The organism is Pseudomonas sp. HY2-MNA-CIBAN-0224 (assembly GCF_040310285.1).
GTDB classification, from domain to species: domain Bacteria; phylum Pseudomonadota; class Gammaproteobacteria; order Pseudomonadales; family Pseudomonadaceae; genus Aquipseudomonas; species Aquipseudomonas helleri.
In genome coordinates, this window is sequence record NZ_JBEOPQ010000088.1 from 1 (window position 1) to 14,687 (window position 14,687).

Annotated in this window: 12 protein-coding genes; 6 read left to right on the forward strand and 6 right to left on the reverse strand. The window is 57.9% G+C overall.

What is annotated here, in order from left to right; genetic code table 11:
* Nucleotides 1-221: 221 nt before the first annotated feature.
* The 5 genes from ntrC to glnA form a co-directional block, all read right to left on the reverse strand.
* The gene (gene ntrC, locus AAEZ03_RS24185; protein ID WP_048366780.1) at nt 222-1,655 is read right to left on the reverse strand and encodes a nitrogen regulation protein NR(I); all 1,434 of its coding nucleotides are present in this window, start codon (nt 1,653-1,655) and stop codon (nt 222-224) included.
* The gene (gene glnL / locus AAEZ03_RS24190; RefSeq protein ID WP_048366779.1) at nt 1,652-2,737 is read right to left on the reverse strand and encodes a nitrogen regulation protein NR(II); all 1,086 of its coding nucleotides are present in this window, start codon (nt 2,735-2,737) and stop codon (nt 1,652-1,654) included. Before glnL ends, ntrC begins: the two co-directional genes overlap by 4 nt.
* A 224-nt stretch (nt 2,738-2,961) precedes the next feature.
* Entirely contained in the window at nt 2,962-3,297 is a 336-nt protein-coding gene (locus AAEZ03_RS24195) for a DUF4124 domain-containing protein (RefSeq protein ID WP_153334317.1), read from the reverse strand.
* Nucleotides 3,263-3,682: a cupin domain-containing protein gene (locus AAEZ03_RS24200; protein ID WP_123751034.1), complete on the reverse strand. Its 420-nt coding sequence runs from the start codon at nt 3,680-3,682 to the stop codon at nt 3,263-3,265. The genes AAEZ03_RS24195 and AAEZ03_RS24200 overlap by 35 nt, the downstream gene beginning before the upstream one ends.
* A 173-nt stretch (nt 3,683-3,855) precedes the next feature.
* Nucleotides 3,856-5,262, reverse strand: coding sequence for a type I glutamate--ammonia ligase (glnA, locus tag AAEZ03_RS24205; protein ID WP_048366777.1), 1,407 nt, complete (start codon nt 5,260-5,262; stop codon nt 3,856-3,858).
* A gap of 324 nt (nt 5,263-5,586) precedes the next feature.
* Between glnA and thiI the strand changes: the two genes are divergently transcribed.
* Together thiI and typA are read left to right on the forward strand one after the other, a co-directional pair.
* Nucleotides 5,587-7,041 carry a tRNA uracil 4-sulfurtransferase ThiI gene (gene thiI / locus AAEZ03_RS24210; protein ID WP_350582123.1) on the forward strand — a complete coding sequence of 485 codons (1,455 nt, stop codon included), beginning with the start codon at nt 5,587-5,589 and terminating at the stop codon, nt 7,039-7,041.
* 139 nt (nt 7,042-7,180) lie between these two features.
* Nucleotides 7,181-9,001: a translational GTPase TypA gene (typA, locus tag AAEZ03_RS24215; RefSeq protein ID WP_048366775.1), complete on the forward strand. Its 1,821-nt coding sequence runs from the start codon at nt 7,181-7,183 to the stop codon at nt 8,999-9,001.
* Nucleotides 9,002-9,201: 200 nt separating this feature from the next.
* On the opposite strand, the gene AAEZ03_RS24220 is transcribed toward typA, so the two are convergent.
* Entirely contained in the window at nt 9,202-9,639 is a 438-nt protein-coding gene (locus tag AAEZ03_RS24220; RefSeq protein ID WP_048366966.1) for a YkgJ family cysteine cluster protein, read from the reverse strand.
* Between the two features lie 254 nt (nt 9,640-9,893).
* Here AAEZ03_RS24220 and AAEZ03_RS24225 point away from each other — a divergent pair, with 254 nt between their 5' ends.
* The 4 genes from AAEZ03_RS24225 to AAEZ03_RS24240 all read left to right on the forward strand — a co-directional run bounded on the left by AAEZ03_RS24225 (nt 9,894) and on the right by AAEZ03_RS24240 (nt 14,627).
* Nucleotides 9,894-12,341, forward strand: a complete 2,448-nt coding sequence (locus AAEZ03_RS24225) for a glycogen/starch/alpha-glucan phosphorylase (RefSeq protein ID WP_048366774.1) — start codon at nt 9,894-9,896, stop codon at nt 12,339-12,341.
* Between the two features lie 234 nt (nt 12,342-12,575).
* Nucleotides 12,576-13,586 (forward strand): class 1 fructose-bisphosphatase, encoded by a 1,011-nt coding sequence (locus tag AAEZ03_RS24230; protein ID WP_262123320.1) that lies wholly within the window; start codon nt 12,576-12,578, stop codon nt 13,584-13,586.
* 203 nt (nt 13,587-13,789) lie between these two features.
* Nucleotides 13,790-14,044 carry an outer membrane protein assembly factor BamE domain-containing protein gene (gene bamE / locus AAEZ03_RS24235; RefSeq protein WP_048386449.1) on the forward strand — a complete coding sequence of 85 codons (255 nt, stop codon included), beginning with the start codon at nt 13,790-13,792 and terminating at the stop codon, nt 14,042-14,044.
* Nucleotides 14,045-14,063: 19 nt separating this feature from the next.
* A complete protein-coding gene (locus AAEZ03_RS24240; RefSeq protein ID WP_048386447.1) occupies nt 14,064-14,627 on the forward strand; it encodes a lipocalin family protein in 564 nt (187 codons plus the stop codon).
* The last annotated feature ends 60 nt before the right edge of the window (nt 14,628-14,687 follow it).

A 14,687-nucleotide genomic window follows, 5' to 3' on the forward strand; every position in this document is an offset into this window, starting at 1 on the left:
GGGGCAAAAAGCGTTTGGCCACTTTGCGCTTTTCAAAGTGGCACGGCGTAAGGCCGGAACCCTAAGTGGCCGTTGCCCCAGCAATGGATATGTACATAAAAACAAGAGCCCCCTCACCCTAGCCCTCTCCCGAAGGAGAGGGAACCGATTGGGGGATGCTGAAGATACTCGGCGGCCTGTTTGCTGCGCGACAGCGCGGCCCCTCCTACAGATAACGGCGTTTAAGCGTCGTCGCCGTCATCCTCGTCGCCGTCGATTTTCATGCCCAGCTCTTTGATCTTGCGGGTCAGGGTGTTGCGGCCCCAGCCCAGCAACACGGCGGCATCGCGGCGGCGGCCAGCGGTGTGTTTGAGCGCTGTCTCGATCATGATGCGTTCAAAGGTCGGCACCGCACTGTCGAGCAGGCTCGACTGGCCACGGCCCAGCGCCTGATCGGCCCATTGCCGCAACGCTTGCTCCCAGTTGGTCACCGGCGACGCGTCTTGATGCAGGTTCAGCAACTCAGGGGGCAAGTCGCTGATGTGCACTTCGCGGCCCGAAGCCATTACCGTGATCCAGCGGCAGGTGTTTTCAAGCTGGCGCACGTTGCCTGGCCACGGCAGGTTTCGCAGGTATTGCTCGGTTTCGGCTTTCAGCAGTTTTGGCTCGACCGACAGCTCTTGCGCCGCGCTGCTGAGAAAGTGCCGCGCCAGCGTCGGGATGTCTTCGCGACGATCTGACAAACGCGGAATATGGATACGGATGACGTTCAGGCGGTGGAACAAGTCTTCACGGAACTTGCCGGCCTGCACCAGGGTTTCGAGGTTCTGGTGGGTCGCGGCAATGATGCGCACGTCGACCTTGACCGGAATATGCCCGCCTACCCGGTAAAACTCGCCGTCGGCCAGCACGCGCAGCAGGCGGGTCTGGGTGTCGGCTGGCATGTCGCCGATTTCGTCGAGGAACAACGTGCCGCCGTCGGCTTGTTCAAAGCGCCCGCGACGCAGGTTGGCCGCACCAGTAAAGGCGCCTTTTTCGTGACCGAACAGCTCGGACTCCATCAGGTCCTTGGGGATCGCCGCCATGTTCAACGCAATAAAGGGCGAAGCCGCCCGCGGGCTGTGGCGATGCAGGGCGTGGGCGACCAGCTCTTTACCGGTGCCGGATTCGCCGTTTATCAGCACGGTGATGTTGGAGTGACTGAGGCGACCAATGGCGCGAAACACCTCCTGCATCGCCGGCGCTTCGCCAATGATCTCGGGGGTGGGGGCCGCTGCGGGCGCCACGGCCAGGCCTTGTTGCTCCTGGGCGTGCTGATTGGCACGCTTGACCAGCGACACGGCCTCGTCAACGTCAAACGGCTTGGGCAGGTATTCAAACGCGCCGCCCTGATAAGAGGCGACAGCGCTGTCCAGGTCGGAATGCGCGGTCATGATGATCACGGGCAGGCGCGGATGCTGTGCGCGGATCTTGGCCAGCAGGTCGAGGCCACTGGCGCCCGGCATGCGGATGTCAGAAATGATCACGTCCGGCTGCTGACGAGCCAGACGGCTCATCACCCCATCGGCGCTGTCGAAGCTCTGCGTGGTCATGCCTTCCTGTTGCAAGGCTTTTTCCAGGACCCAACGGATTGAACGGTCGTCGTCGACGATCCACACGGTTTCACTTCGGCTCATGTCGATGCGGCTCCTTGTTCCAGTGGTAGAAAGATCGAGAAGAGTGTGTGGCCAGGCTGGCTTTCACACTCGATCAATCCCTGGTGCTGACTAATGATGTTCTGGGTGATGGCAAGACCCAGCCCGGTGCCATCCGGGCGTCCGCTGACCATCGGAAAGAAGAGGGTGTCGTGCAGCTCAGGCGGGATGCCCGGGCCGTTGTCGATGATTTCAATTTTGGTCACCAGCCGATGGCGCACATGGCCGATGGTGAACTGGCGCATGGCCCGGGTGCGCAAGGTGATGCGGCCCAGGCGCAGCTCGTTTTGGGCGCTGATGGCCTGCATCGCGTTGCGCACAATATTGAGCACGGCCTGGATCATCTGTTCACGGTCGATTAGCAGGTCAGGCAGGCTCGGGTCGTAATCGCGCACCAGCGTGATGTCGCCCTGGGTCTCGGCTTCGACCAGATTGCACACGCGTTCGAGCACTTCGTGCACGTTGGTCATGGCCAGCGACGGCAGCTTGTTGGAACCCAGCATGCGGTCCACCAGGTTACGCAGGCGGTCGGCTTCTTCGATGATGACGTTGGTGTAATCACGCAGGTTTTCATCGGGCAGTTGGCGCGCCAACAGTTGCGCCGCGCCGCGAATGCCGCCCAGCGGGTTTTTGATTTCGTGAGCCAGGCCGCGCACCAGCATCTTGCTGGTTTCTTGCTTGGACAGCTGCGCTTCCTCTTTGGTGATGCGCAGCAACCGGTCGCGTGGGTGCACTTCGAGCAGCAGCATGGTGCCTGCGGTGCTCAAAATTGGCGTGACCGCGTAATCGACGGTCAGGGTCTGGCCGGTGGCTGAGGTCAGCAACGCTTCGCGCTTGGTAAACGGGTGCGCTTGTTCAACCGCCAGACGCAGCGATTGCAGAGCCTCGGTGGTCTCGGTGAACAGTTCGCTGATGAATTGCCCATGGCTGCGCTGCCCACTGATGGCCAGCAGCATTTCCGCCGCCGGGTTCATGTACTCAAGGCGCAGTGCGTCATTGAGCAACAACGTGGCGGTGGTCAGGTTGTCGAGTAACAGTCGGTGCAGGGCATCACTGATGGTCATGGGCCGATCCCGGATTGCGTGCGCGGGTGAGGCGCTGGTGCAAGGAAAATGCAAAAAACAAACCAAGGCTCCGAAAAGAAGCGCTAATTGCCTGAAATAGGGACTTGGAGGCCATCTGGATCGCGTACCGGCTCGGCCAATGAGGCTTTTTGAACCAAAGTGGGCTGGTAACGGCGTCATCGTGCAGCTATTGCACCAATATAGTGCAACTTGGCTGAATAGATTCAGTTTCTCTCAAAAGCGCCGATGTTCGGGTTTGCGGGGGGAGGCGGCGGGGGTGTGGCAGTTGGAAAACTGCCGGCGGGTTCTTGCTCGGGCAGCAGGTGTTGTGGGTTGTCGACGGGGATAATTGCCACAGCAGGTTGGCGGTTAAGTGGCGCCAGTGTCATCGGCGTGGTATTTGACGGCTCATGGGGTGTATTGCTGTAGTGAGTCGTGCCGTGATCGTCGAGGTGTTTGTACACCTGCGCGCTCGCGGGCAGTGCGAGCACGCAGAGGCTTACAAAAAAGTAGCGCACCAGTCGATTACTGCGACAGTGGCATGCCTTTACCGCCCGCATAGAACACGATCAGCTCAACGGGCTGGTTACCGCTGGTTCCACGATGTTCTGTTTGCACCACTTCGGGTAGAACCTGGCCGGGCTTGAGCAACAGTTTGTGTTTGCCGTCCCGGGTTTCTACAAATAGCTCACCCGACTTCACGTAAGCCACGTTGGGCATGGGATGTGTGTGCCAACCGAGTGCGGTATTGGCCGGGATGATGATTTTGAGAACGGTAATTTCAGGCGGTCCAAGAGGATAGGGGGCGTAAGGTGCACCATCCCAGGATTCACTGGTTTTGATCAATTGCTCGACTGTGACGCCAGGCGTTTTGCTGGTGCATCCCAACAACGTCAGGCAGGCCAGTGATAGCAGCAGGGCTTTTATTTTAAGAGTGAGCGTCATGTCGGCGTCCGTAGGGTGAGTTGCCTCAAACTACAGATCGCGCTCTAAAGTGGCTGTCAGGCGCAGGAGATATGTTCTGCGAGTTTGCGCGTATTGCCGTAAGACGTTTCGCATAAAAAAGGCCTCCCGGAGGAGGCCTTTCACATCACGCCGCTAGCGCGGGTGAGTCTGGATTAGCAGCTGTAGTACAGCTCGTATTCCAGTGGGTGTACGAAGGTACGTACTTTGATTTCTTCTTCGCTTTTCAGGGCGATGTAAGCGTCGATGAAGTCGTCGCTGAAAACGCCGCCTTTGGTCAGGAACGCACGACCTTTGTCCAGCTCTTCCAGGGCTTCTTTCAGGCTGCCGCACACTTGTGGGATCTGCTTGGCTTCTTCTGGCGGCAGGTCATACAGGTTTTTGTCAGCAGCGTCGCCAGGGTGGATCTTGTTCTGGATGCCGTCCAGGCCAGCCATCAGCAGTGCAGCGAAGCACAGGTACGGGTTGGCAGCCGGGTCCGGGAAACGTGCTTCGATACGGCGAGCCTTAGGGCTGGACACGTAAGGAATACGGATCGAAGCGGAGCGGTTACGCGCCGAGTAAGCCAGCATTACAGGGGCTTCGAAGCCTGGAACCAGACGCTTGTAGGAGTTGGTTGCCGGGTTGGTGAAGCCGTTCAGGGCCTTACCGTGCTTGATGATGCCGCCGATGAAGTACAGGGCGGTGTCGGACAGGCCGGCATAGCCTTCGCCTGCGAAGGTGTTCTTGCCATCTTTCCAGATGGACATGTGAACGTGCATGCCCGAACCGTTATCGCCATACAGAGGCTTAGGCATGAAGGTCGCGGTGCGGCCGTATGCATCGGCAACGTTGTGCACGACGTATTTCAGGGTCTGGGTTTCGTCGGCTTTCTTCACCAGGGTGTTGAACTTGACGCCGATTTCGTTCTGGCCGGCAGTCGCCACTTCGTGGTGGTGAACTTCAACGGTCAGGCCCATTTCTTCCAGTGCGCTGCACATGGAGGTACGGATTTCGTGGTCGTGGTCGAACGGTGGCACCGGGAAGTAGCCGCCTTTAACGCCTGGACGGTGACCTTTGTTGCCGCCTTCGATGTCCTGGTCGGACATCCACGAACCTTGCTCGGAGTAGATTTTGAACATCGAGCCGGAGATGTCCGACTTGAATTTGACCGAGTCAAAGATGAAGAACTCTGGCTCCGGGCCTGCGAATACGGTGTCGCCGATGCCGGTCGCTTTCAGGTGCTCTTCAGCGCGTTTGGCGATTGCACGCGGGTCACGGTCGTAACCCTGCATGCTCGAAGGTTCGATGATGTCGCACACCAGGATCAGCGTAGGCTGCTCGGTGAACGGGTCCAGAACAGCCGTGCTGTCGTCTGGCAGCAGGATCATGTCGGACGCTTCGATGCCTTTCCAGCCAGCAATGGAGGAACCGTCGAACATTTTGCCGTCGGTGAAGAAGTCTTCGTCCAACGCATCACGGGCCGGCATGGTCACGTGATGTTGTGTGCCCTTGGTGTCAGTGAAGCGCAGATCAATCCATTTAACGTCATGATCTTTGATGAGTTGAACCGACTTCGACATAGTGTCCTCCGGGGTGGCTTAGGGCTGGTAGTGGAGTAGCCCTTTAAATGTGGTTGATGCCGGCGCGAATACTCGGCCAAGGCAACCTGCCTCACAAGGGAGCAAATTGCATGCCAGTGCCCCGACTTGCCCCAATCTCAAGCAGGGCAGCCCACAAGACTACGGATTCACGGCCCTAATCGCACTCAAATGAAGCGAAATAAGGGGTTTGTGTTCCATTTTGGTGCGATGAAAACCGTTTGTACGATAACTGGTTAAACCTTGAGCAATTTCCGCTATAATCCGCGCCCCCCTTTTTTGGCAGGCTGCTCGCGCGCTGTTTTCATGAAACTAATTGTTAAAGTCTTCCCCGAGATCACTATCAAGAGCCGCCCGGTTCGGATGCGTTTCGTCCGTCAATTGGCTAAAAACATCCGTGCTGTGCTCCGCGATCTGGACCCGGCCGTGGTAGTGACAGGCGTGTGGGACAACATTGAGTTGCAAACCCGTGTGAGCGACCCCAAAGCCTTGAAGGAGATGACCGAGCGCCTGAGCTGCATGCCGGGCATCGCGCACTTCCTGCAAGTCGACGAGTACCCGCTGGGCGACTTCGATGACATCGTTGAGAAGTGCAAACTGCACTACGGCGATGTACTGGCCGGCAAAATCTTTTCAGTGCGTTGCAAACGCGGCGGCAAGCACCCATTTACCTCGATGGAAGTCGAGAAATACGTCGGCAGCAAGCTGCGACGTGAATGCGGCGCGGCCGGTATTGACCTGAAAAAGCCGGAAATCGAAGTCCGTTTCGAAATTCGCGACCAACGGTTGTTTGTGATTCACAGCCAGCACGACAGCATTGGCGGCTTCCCGCTGGGCTCGCTGGAGCAGACCCTGGTGTTGATGTCCGGTGGTTTCGACTCCACCGTGGCGGCTTACCAGATCATGCGTCGCGGCCTGATGAGCCACTTCTGCTTTTTCAACCTCGGCGGGCGTGCCCACGAATTGGGCGTGATGGAAGTCGCGCACTATATCTGGAAGAAGTACGGCAGCTCGCAGCGCGTGCTGTTTGTGAGCGTGCCGTTTGAAGAAGTGCTGGGTGAAATTCTCGGCAAAGTCGACAACAGTCATATGGGCGTCATTTTGAAGCGTATGATGTTGCGCGCTGCGTCCCGTATTGCGGACCGCCTCGAAATTGATGCACTGGTCACCGGTGAAGCGATTTCCCAGGTGTCCAGCCAGACCTTGCCTAACCTGTCGGTGATCGACTGCGTGACTGACAAGCTGGTTTTGCGCCCGCTCATCGCCAGCCACAAGCAAGACATCATTGATCAGGCGAACGAGATCGGCACCGCCGATTTTGCCAAGCACATGCCTGAATATTGCGGGGTGATTTCGGTCAACCCCAAGACCCACGCCAAGCGTCCGCGTGTGGAGTACGAAGAACAACAGTTTGATATGGCCGTGCTTGAGCGTGCGCTTGAGCGGGCCAAACTGGTGCCGATCGATCGGGTGATCGACGAATTGGGCCAGGACTTGCAAGTCGAAGAGGTCAGCGAAGTGCTGGCGGGCCAGATCATCATCGACATCCGTCACCCGGATGCCCAAGAGGATCAACCGCTGGAACTGGCTGGCATCGAAGTACAAGCGTTGCCGTTCTATGCATTGAACAGCCGCTTCAAGGAACTGGATGAAACACGTCAGTACCTGTTGTATTGCGACAAAGGCGTGATGAGTCGCCTGCATGCTCACCATTTGCTCAGTGAGGGACATGCCAATGTGCGCGTTTATCGACCGAGCTAAGAGCCCGGGGCTGTTTGCCTGTGGCCTGCGTCACCGGCCCCCCGACGCCACCGTCAAGTTGTAACGGCAAGGCCTGACTCTACTGTTAATCGCTGCCACGACCTGTCAGCACACCGAATCCTCTGATCGAGATACACAAGTGATCGAAAATCTACGTAACATCGCCATCATCGCCCACGTTGACCATGGTAAAACCACCCTGGTAGACAAACTCTTGCGCCAATCCGGCACTCTGGAGCGCGGCGAGCTCAACGACGAGCGCGTGATGGACTCCAACGACCAGGAGAAAGAGCGCGGTATTACCATTCTGGCGAAAAACACCGCCATCAACTGGAACGGCTACCACATCAACATCGTGGACACCCCGGGCCACGCCGACTTCGGCGGTGAAGTAGAACGCGTAATGTCGATGGTTGACTCCGTTCTGCTGCTGGTTGACGCTCAAGACGGCCCTATGCCGCAAACCCGTTTCGTGACCAAGAAGGCTTTCGAAGCCGGCCTGCGTCCAATCGTGGTTATCAACAAGGTTGACCGTCCGGGCGCGCGTCCTGATTGGGTTCTGGACCAGATCTTCGATCTGTTCGACAACCTGGGTGCTACCGAAGAACAGCTGGACTTCAAAGTGGTTTACGCCTCTGCTCTGAACGGTATTGCTGGTCTTGACCACACCGACATGGCTGAAGACATGACCCCGCTGTACCAGTCGATCGTCGACAACGTACCTGCGCCAGCTGTAGACCGTGACGGTCCGTTCCAGATGCAAATCTCGGCACTGGACTACAACAGCTTCCTGGGCATTATCGGTGTTGGCCGTATCGCTCGTGGTCGCGTCAAGCCGAACACTCCGGTTGTAGCGATCGACGCTGACGGCAAGCGCCGCAACGGTCGTATCCTGAAGCTGATGGGTCACCACGGTCTGCACCGTGTAGACGTTGAAGAAGCTGCAGCAGGCGACATCGTTTGCATCAGCGGTATGGACTCGCTGTTCATCTCCGACACCCTGTGCGACCCGCTGAACGTTGAAGCGATGAAGCCGTTGACCGTTGACGAGCCAACCGTTTCCATGACCTTCCAGGTAAACGACTCGCCATTCTGCGGTAAAGAAGGCAAGTTCGTGACTTCCCGTAACATCAAGGAACGTCTGGACAAAGAGCTGCTGTACAACGTTGCTCTGCGCGTTGAAGAAGGCGACTCGGCTGACAAGTTCAAGGTTTCTGGCCGTGGTGAGCTGCACCTGTCGGTACTGATCGAAACCATGCGTCGTGAAGGCTTCGAAATGGGCGTTGGCCGTCCAGAAGTGATCATCCGTCTGGTTGACGGCGTGAAGCACGAACCGTTCGAAAACGTCACCATCGACCTGCCAGAAGAATCTCAGGGCAAGGTGATGGAAGAGATGGGTCTGCGTAAAGGCGACCTGACCAACATGGTGCCGGATGGTAAAGGCCGTGTTCGTCTGGAATACAACATCCCTGCTCGTGGTCTGATCGGTTTCCGTAACCAGTTCCTGACCCTGACCAACGGTGCTGGCATCCTGACCTCGATCTTCGACCGTTACGACGTGATGAAGTCGGGCCAAATGTCTGGCCGTCAGAACGGCGTTCTGGTTTCGGTTGAAACTGGCAAGGCACTGACCTACTCCCTGGAAACTCTGCAAGCACGCGGCAAGCTGTTTGTTGAGCACGGTCAAGAGATCTACAACGGTCAAATCGTTGGTCTGAACAGCCGTGACACCGACATGGGCGTTAACCCTACCAAGGGCAAGAAGCTCGACAACATGCGTGCTTCGGGTAAAGACGAAACCATCGCTCTGGTTCCGCCTGTTCGCTTCACTCTGGAACAAGCACTGGAATTCATCCAGGACGACGAGCTGTGCGAAGTGACGCCTAAGTCCATCCGTCTTCGTAAGAAGATCCTGGACGAAGGCGAGCGTACCCGCGCTGCTAAAAAGGCCAAAAACTAAGTTAATTAGTTAGCGGTTACAAAAACGCCCCCGACCTTGCGGTCGGGGGCGTTTTTTTATGTCCGGGTTTTGTGTAACGGCTGACATCTAATGTGGGAGCGGGCTTGCTCGCGATGGCATCACCGCGTTGATTGAGCAAAGTCTGCGTTGCCTGCATCGCGAGCAAGCCCGCTCCCACAAAATGGCTTGAGTAAGGTGCTTTAAAAATTCATCAGCCGTTCGCTGCTGTTTTTACGCTCGACGGCTTTGGGCACGTACGCGCAATAGCCTGGGCGCGGGCCTACTCGCGGGTGGTTGCGGCAGGTGTCGGGGCGTTTGTCGTAGATGGTGCACATGCGCGACTTGCGATCCAGGTACAGGCAATCGTTATTGCTCATACGCTGCAGGGTGAAAATCCCTGACTTCTGGTTGAAACGCTCAACGATCCCTTCTTTTTGCAGGCGCTTGGCGATGTTCTTCGGCGGGTCGCCCAGCTCGAATTCGTCCACCAGGCCAATGCGGATCAAGTCTTTGACCTTGACCTCAACCGGCAGGGTGCAGCAGCTGGAAATGCAGGAGCCGCACATGGGTGCGGAGTATTTGGCCCAGGTATCGAGACGGTCGATTTCCGCGGCAGCAATCAGGTTGGACTTCATCAGGGGTGTATTCCAGCGTGCATCAGGGCGCGCGATCATACCGGGGTTGATCGCAGAGTGAATCACCATTTGCCGGTTTTTTGTACAAAGTGTGCGTTGAAGCGTTTAGCAGGCGGGGTGCATCGTTTTGGGGCGCTGTTCATTTCGTCTGTTTTTAATAAAAAAAAGCCCGAATCAACGCGCGTTGTTCCTGTCGAACGGTCTAGGCTGACACCACTCGTCCTTCTAATCGCTCCATCCCGCCAGAGGTTGTATCGATGCCCCAGGAACCGCTTGTTCGTGACGCGCAGGTAACGGCTTTTCGTGACGCTGTACTGGCCAAACTGACTTACGCGGTGGGTAAAGACCCGGATCACGCGTTTGACCATGACTGGTTTGAAGCCATTGCACTGGCCGCCCGCGACCATATGGTCGAGCACTGGATGGACCATACCCGGCAGATTTATCGCAAAGACCAGAAGCGGGTGTACTACCTGTCTCTGGAGTTTTTGATCGGCCGTTTGCTCTACGACAGCCTGAGCAATCTGGGCCTGCTCGACGTCGCACGTGAGGCGTTGACCGAGCTGGGTGTGGACCTGGAGCGCATCCGCCTGCTGGAGCCCGATGCGGCCTTGGGCAACGGCGGCCTGGGCCGACTGGCCGCGTGCTTTATGGAAAGCATGTCGACCTTGGGCGTCGCCGCTCATGGTTATGGCATTCGCTACGAGCACGGGTTGTTCCGCCAGAGCATCGTCGACGGCTGGCAGCAAGAGCAAACCGAAAACTGGCTCGACTTCGGTAACCCCTGGGAGTTTGAGCGCGCCGAGGTGCTGTACTCAGTAGGCTTTGGCGGCTCGGTTGAAACCAAACAGGACGAACAAGGCCTGTCACGGCAAATCTGGTGGCCCAACGAAACCGTGCGCGCCATCGCCTACGACACGCCGGTGGTCGGCTGGCGCGGGGCGAGCGTCAACACTTTGCGCCTGTGGCGGGCGAGGGCGCTGCATGACTTGAACCTGGGGCGCTTTAACGCCGGTGACCACTTGGGCGCGGTGGCCGAAGTGGTGCGGGCCGAGAGCATTTCGCGCGTGCTGTACCCGGCTGACAGCAACGAGGCTGGCCAAGAGCTGCGCTTGCGTCAGGAGTTCTTCTTTGTCTCGGCCTCGCTGCAAGACTTGCTGCGCCGCCACCTGAACGTCCACGACACCTTGCTCAACCTTGCCGAGCATGTCTCGATCCAGCTCAACGACACGCACCCTTCCATCGCTGTCGCCGAGTTGATGCGCATTCTGGTCGATGAGCACGGCATTGAGTGGCACACCGCCTGGCAGGTCACCGTCGACACGCTGTCGTACACCAACCACACCTTGCTGCCCGAAGCGCTGGAGACCTGGCCGGTGGGCTTGATGGAGCGCCTGTTGCCGCGCCACATGCAGATCATCTACCTGATCAACGGCTACCACATCGACCAACTGCGTGAGAAAGGCATCCACGACTTTGGCGTGCTGCGGGCCGTGTCGCTGATCGAAGAAGACAACGGCCGCCGGGTACGCATGGGCAACCTGGCGTTTCTCGGCTCACACAGCGTTAACGGCGTGTCGGGCTTGCACACCCAACTGATGCGCAGCACGGTGTTTGCCGATCTGCACAAGCTGTACCCCGACCGTATCAACAACAAAACCAACGGCGTGACCTTCCGCCGCTGGCTGTTCCAGGCCAACCCGCCGCTGACCGCGATGCTCAAAAACGCACTGGGCGAGGATGTGCTGGATGAAACTGAACATAAATTGATCAAGCTCGAACCGTTTGCCGAGCGCGCTGACTTCCGCAAACAGTTTGCCGAGCAACGCCTGCAGAGCAAATGCACCTTGGCGGCGCTGATCTACGAGCGACTGGGTGTTGTGGTCAGCCCTGAAGCGATGTTCGACGTGCAGATCAAGCGGATCCACGAGTACAAGCGCCAATTGCTCAACCTGCTGCACACCGTGGCGCTGTATCAGGCCATTCGGGCAGAGCCGAGCAACAACTGGGTGCCACGGGTGAAGATCTTCGCGGGCAAGGCGGCGGCCAGTTATACACAGGCCAAACTGATTATTAAGCTGGCCAACGACATCGCCCGCACCGTCAACAGCGACCCCACGGTGCGCGGCCTGCTCAAAGTGGTGTTTATCCCCAACTACAACGTCAGCCTGGCCGAGAACATCATTCCGGCGGCGGACCTGTCCGAGCAAATCTCCACTGCCGGCTACGAGGCGTCGGGCACCAGCAACATGAAGTTCGCCCTCAATGGTGCGTTGACCATCGGCACCATGGACGGTGCCAACGTGGAGATGAGTGAACGCATCGGCGCTGAAAACATGTTTATTTTCGGCCTGACCTCCGAGCAGGTCGAAGCCCGCAAGCTCAATGGCGAGTTCCACGCCTCGGCGGACGTGGCGGCGTCGCATCGGCTCAATGATGTGCTGCAAGCCATACGCGGCGGGGTGTTTTCCCACGACGACCCGGCGCGTTACACCGGTTTTGTCGATTCTCTGATCGAGTACGACCGCTTTTTGGTGTGTGCCGACTTTGATGCCTACTGGGATGCGCAGATGCGCGTTGAACACCTGTGGCACAACCCGGACGAATGGTGGCGTAAAGCCGTGTTGAACACCGCACGGGCGGGCTGGTTCTCATCAGACCGGACCATTCGAGAATACGCGACCGACATCTGGAAGGCGTTGTAATACCCCTGTAGTCGCTGCCGAAGGCTGCGATCGAGTCCGCAGGGCTCGCGTTTTTAACAACGAAGCCCCTTCGGGCCTTATCGCAGCCTGCGGCAGCGGCTACTGTTTTAAGTTGATTTAAGGGTTCAGCACCGGCCTCTCCGTCGGTTGTGAGTCTGTTTAGAAGATTTGCACGGCAACACGCGTTAAACTGCGCGGGTTTTTTCGCCCCCTCCCCATTGTTCGGAGCCTTACATGTCCCGCGTTACCCTGAGTCGCTATTTGATCGAGCAGACCCGTAGCAACAACACCCCTGCTGATTTGCGTTTCCTCATCGAAGTGGTGGCGCGTGCTTGCAAAGAGATCAGCCACGCCGTGTCCAAAGGCGCCCTGGGTGGTGTTCTGGGCAGCATGGGCACTGAAAACGTGCAAGGTGAAGTGCAGAAGAAGCTCGACGTGATTTCCAACGAAATCCTGCTCGAAGCCAACGAATGGGGCGGTCACCTGGCCGGCATGGCGTCCGAAGAAATGGACAATGCCTACCAGATCCCGGGCAAATACCCGAAAGGCGCCTACCTGCTGGTATTCGACCCGCTGGACGGTTCGTCGAACATCGACATCAACGCTCCAGTCGGCACGATCTTCTCGGTACTGCGTTGCCCGAACGAATACCTGAGCCAGAACGAGCCGTTGAATGAAAAGGCCTTCTTGCAGCCAGGCACCCAACAGGTTGCTGCCGGTTATGCCATCTACGGCCCGCAGACCATGCTGGTTCTGACCCTGGGCGACGGCGTAAAAGGCTTCACCCTGGACCGCGAAATGGGCAGCTTCGTGCTGACCCACGAAAACATCAGCATTCCGCAAACTACTCAGGAATTCGCCATCAACATGTCCAACCAGCGTCACTGGGAAGCCCCGGTACAGCGCTACGTTGACGAATTGCTGGCTGGCGAAGACGGTCCGCTGAACAAAAACTACAACATGCGTTGGGTGGCCGCGATGGTCGCTGACGTACACCGCATCCTGACCCGCGGTGGTCTGTTCATGTATCCGCGCGACAGCCGCGAGCCTTCCAAACCGGGCAAACTGCGCCTGATGTACGAAGCCAACCCGATGTCGTTCCTCGTGGAGCAGGCGGGCGGCGCGTCGACTGACGGCCATCAGCGCATCCTCGACATCCAGCCAGAAGGCCTGCACCAGCGCGTAGCGGTGTTCCTGGGCTCGAAAGAAGAAGTAGCGCGCGTGACCTCGTACCACAAAGCTTAAAACCCTGGCTGCACCCGACAATCCCTGTGGGAGCGGGCTTGCTCGCGATGACATCGACACGGTCTATTCGTTAGACCGAGTTGTATGCATCGCGAGCAAGCCCGCTCCCACAGTCGTTTTTACTCACGGGAACCCGCCCGCGCTTTTCTCTTCTAAGCTTGCAGCAGGCAGCGATGCCGATTCTTTTATTCAGGAGCTTTTCCATGAAGTTGCGTTCTTTGGCGTTGTTGTCGTTCTGTGTGTTGCTGGCGGCTTGCAGCAAGGTCAATCAAGAAAACTACTCCAAACTGTCGGCAGGTATGACCAAGGCCGAGGTGGAACAACTGCTGGGCAGCCCTACCGATTGCTCGGGCGCGCTGGGGATGTCGAGTTGTACCTGGGGCGATAAGAGCAGCTTTATCAGCGTGCAATACGCCGGTGACAAAGTGCTGATGTTCTCGGGGCAGGGCCTTAAATAAAGCGCAGGGAGCGTTTGCGATGAAACGTCTTTTAGTTTGCCTCGGGGCTGCCTGGTTACTGGCCGGGTGCTCAACATCCAACAACGACGCGCTGGCACCGAACACGGTGGGCAGCGTCGACTTACAGCGCTATCAGGGCACGTGGTATGAGCAGGCGCGGTTGCCGATGTTCTTCCAGCGTAACTGCGCGCAATCCGAGGCTCAGTACACCCTCAAACCTGACGGCAATGTCGCGGTGTTGAACCGTTGCCGAACGGCAGAAGGCAAGTGGGAAGAGGCCAAGGGCACCGCCAGCCCGCAAGTGCCGGGCAAAACCGACAAGCTGTGGGTCGAGTTCGATAACTGGGTGTCCAGGCTGTTGCCGGGCGCGACCAAGGGCGATTACTGGGTGTTGTATCTGGGGGATGGCTACAGCACCGCGCTGGTCGGCAACCCGGACCGGCGCTACCTGTGGCTGCTGTCGCGCAAGCCGCAGATCGATCAGCAAACCCGTGACGAACTGCTCAGCAAGGCTCAGCAGCAGGGTTATGACACTACCCGTCTGATCTGGCGAACGCCCGACGCGGACATGCCAAAAGAGTAAATCCTGTGTAGGAGCGAGCTCGTCTCGCGATCTTTTGATCTTCTAAAAGATCGCGAGACG

Excerpts from the sequence above, each read along its gene's own strand:
- ntrC (WP_048366780.1), bottom strand. The coding sequence starts at position 1,655 with ATGAGCCGAAGTGAAACCGTGTGGATCGTCGACGACGACCGTTCAATC.
- glnL (WP_048366779.1), bottom strand. The coding sequence starts at position 2,737 with ATGACCATCAGTGATGCCCTGCACCGACTGTTACTCGACAACCTGACC.
- AAEZ03_RS24195 (WP_153334317.1), bottom strand. The coding sequence starts at position 3,297 with ATGCGGGCGGTAAAGGCATGCCACTGTCGCAGTAATCGACTGGTGCGC.
- AAEZ03_RS24200 (WP_123751034.1), bottom strand. The coding sequence starts at position 3,682 with ATGACGCTCACTCTTAAAATAAAAGCCCTGCTGCTATCACTGGCCTGC.
- glnA (WP_048366777.1), bottom strand. The coding sequence starts at position 5,262 with ATGTCGAAGTCGGTTCAACTCATCAAAGATCATGACGTTAAATGGATT.
- thiI (WP_350582123.1), top strand. The coding sequence starts at position 5,587 with ATGAAACTAATTGTTAAAGTCTTCCCCGAGATCACTATCAAGAGCCGC.
- AAEZ03_RS24225 (WP_048366774.1), top strand. The coding sequence starts at position 9,894 with ATGCCCCAGGAACCGCTTGTTCGTGACGCGCAGGTAACGGCTTTTCGT.
- AAEZ03_RS24230 (WP_262123320.1), top strand. The coding sequence starts at position 12,576 with ATGTCCCGCGTTACCCTGAGTCGCTATTTGATCGAGCAGACCCGTAGC.
- bamE (WP_048386449.1), top strand. The coding sequence starts at position 13,790 with ATGAAGTTGCGTTCTTTGGCGTTGTTGTCGTTCTGTGTGTTGCTGGCG.
- AAEZ03_RS24240 (WP_048386447.1), top strand. The coding sequence starts at position 14,064 with ATGAAACGTCTTTTAGTTTGCCTCGGGGCTGCCTGGTTACTGGCCGGG.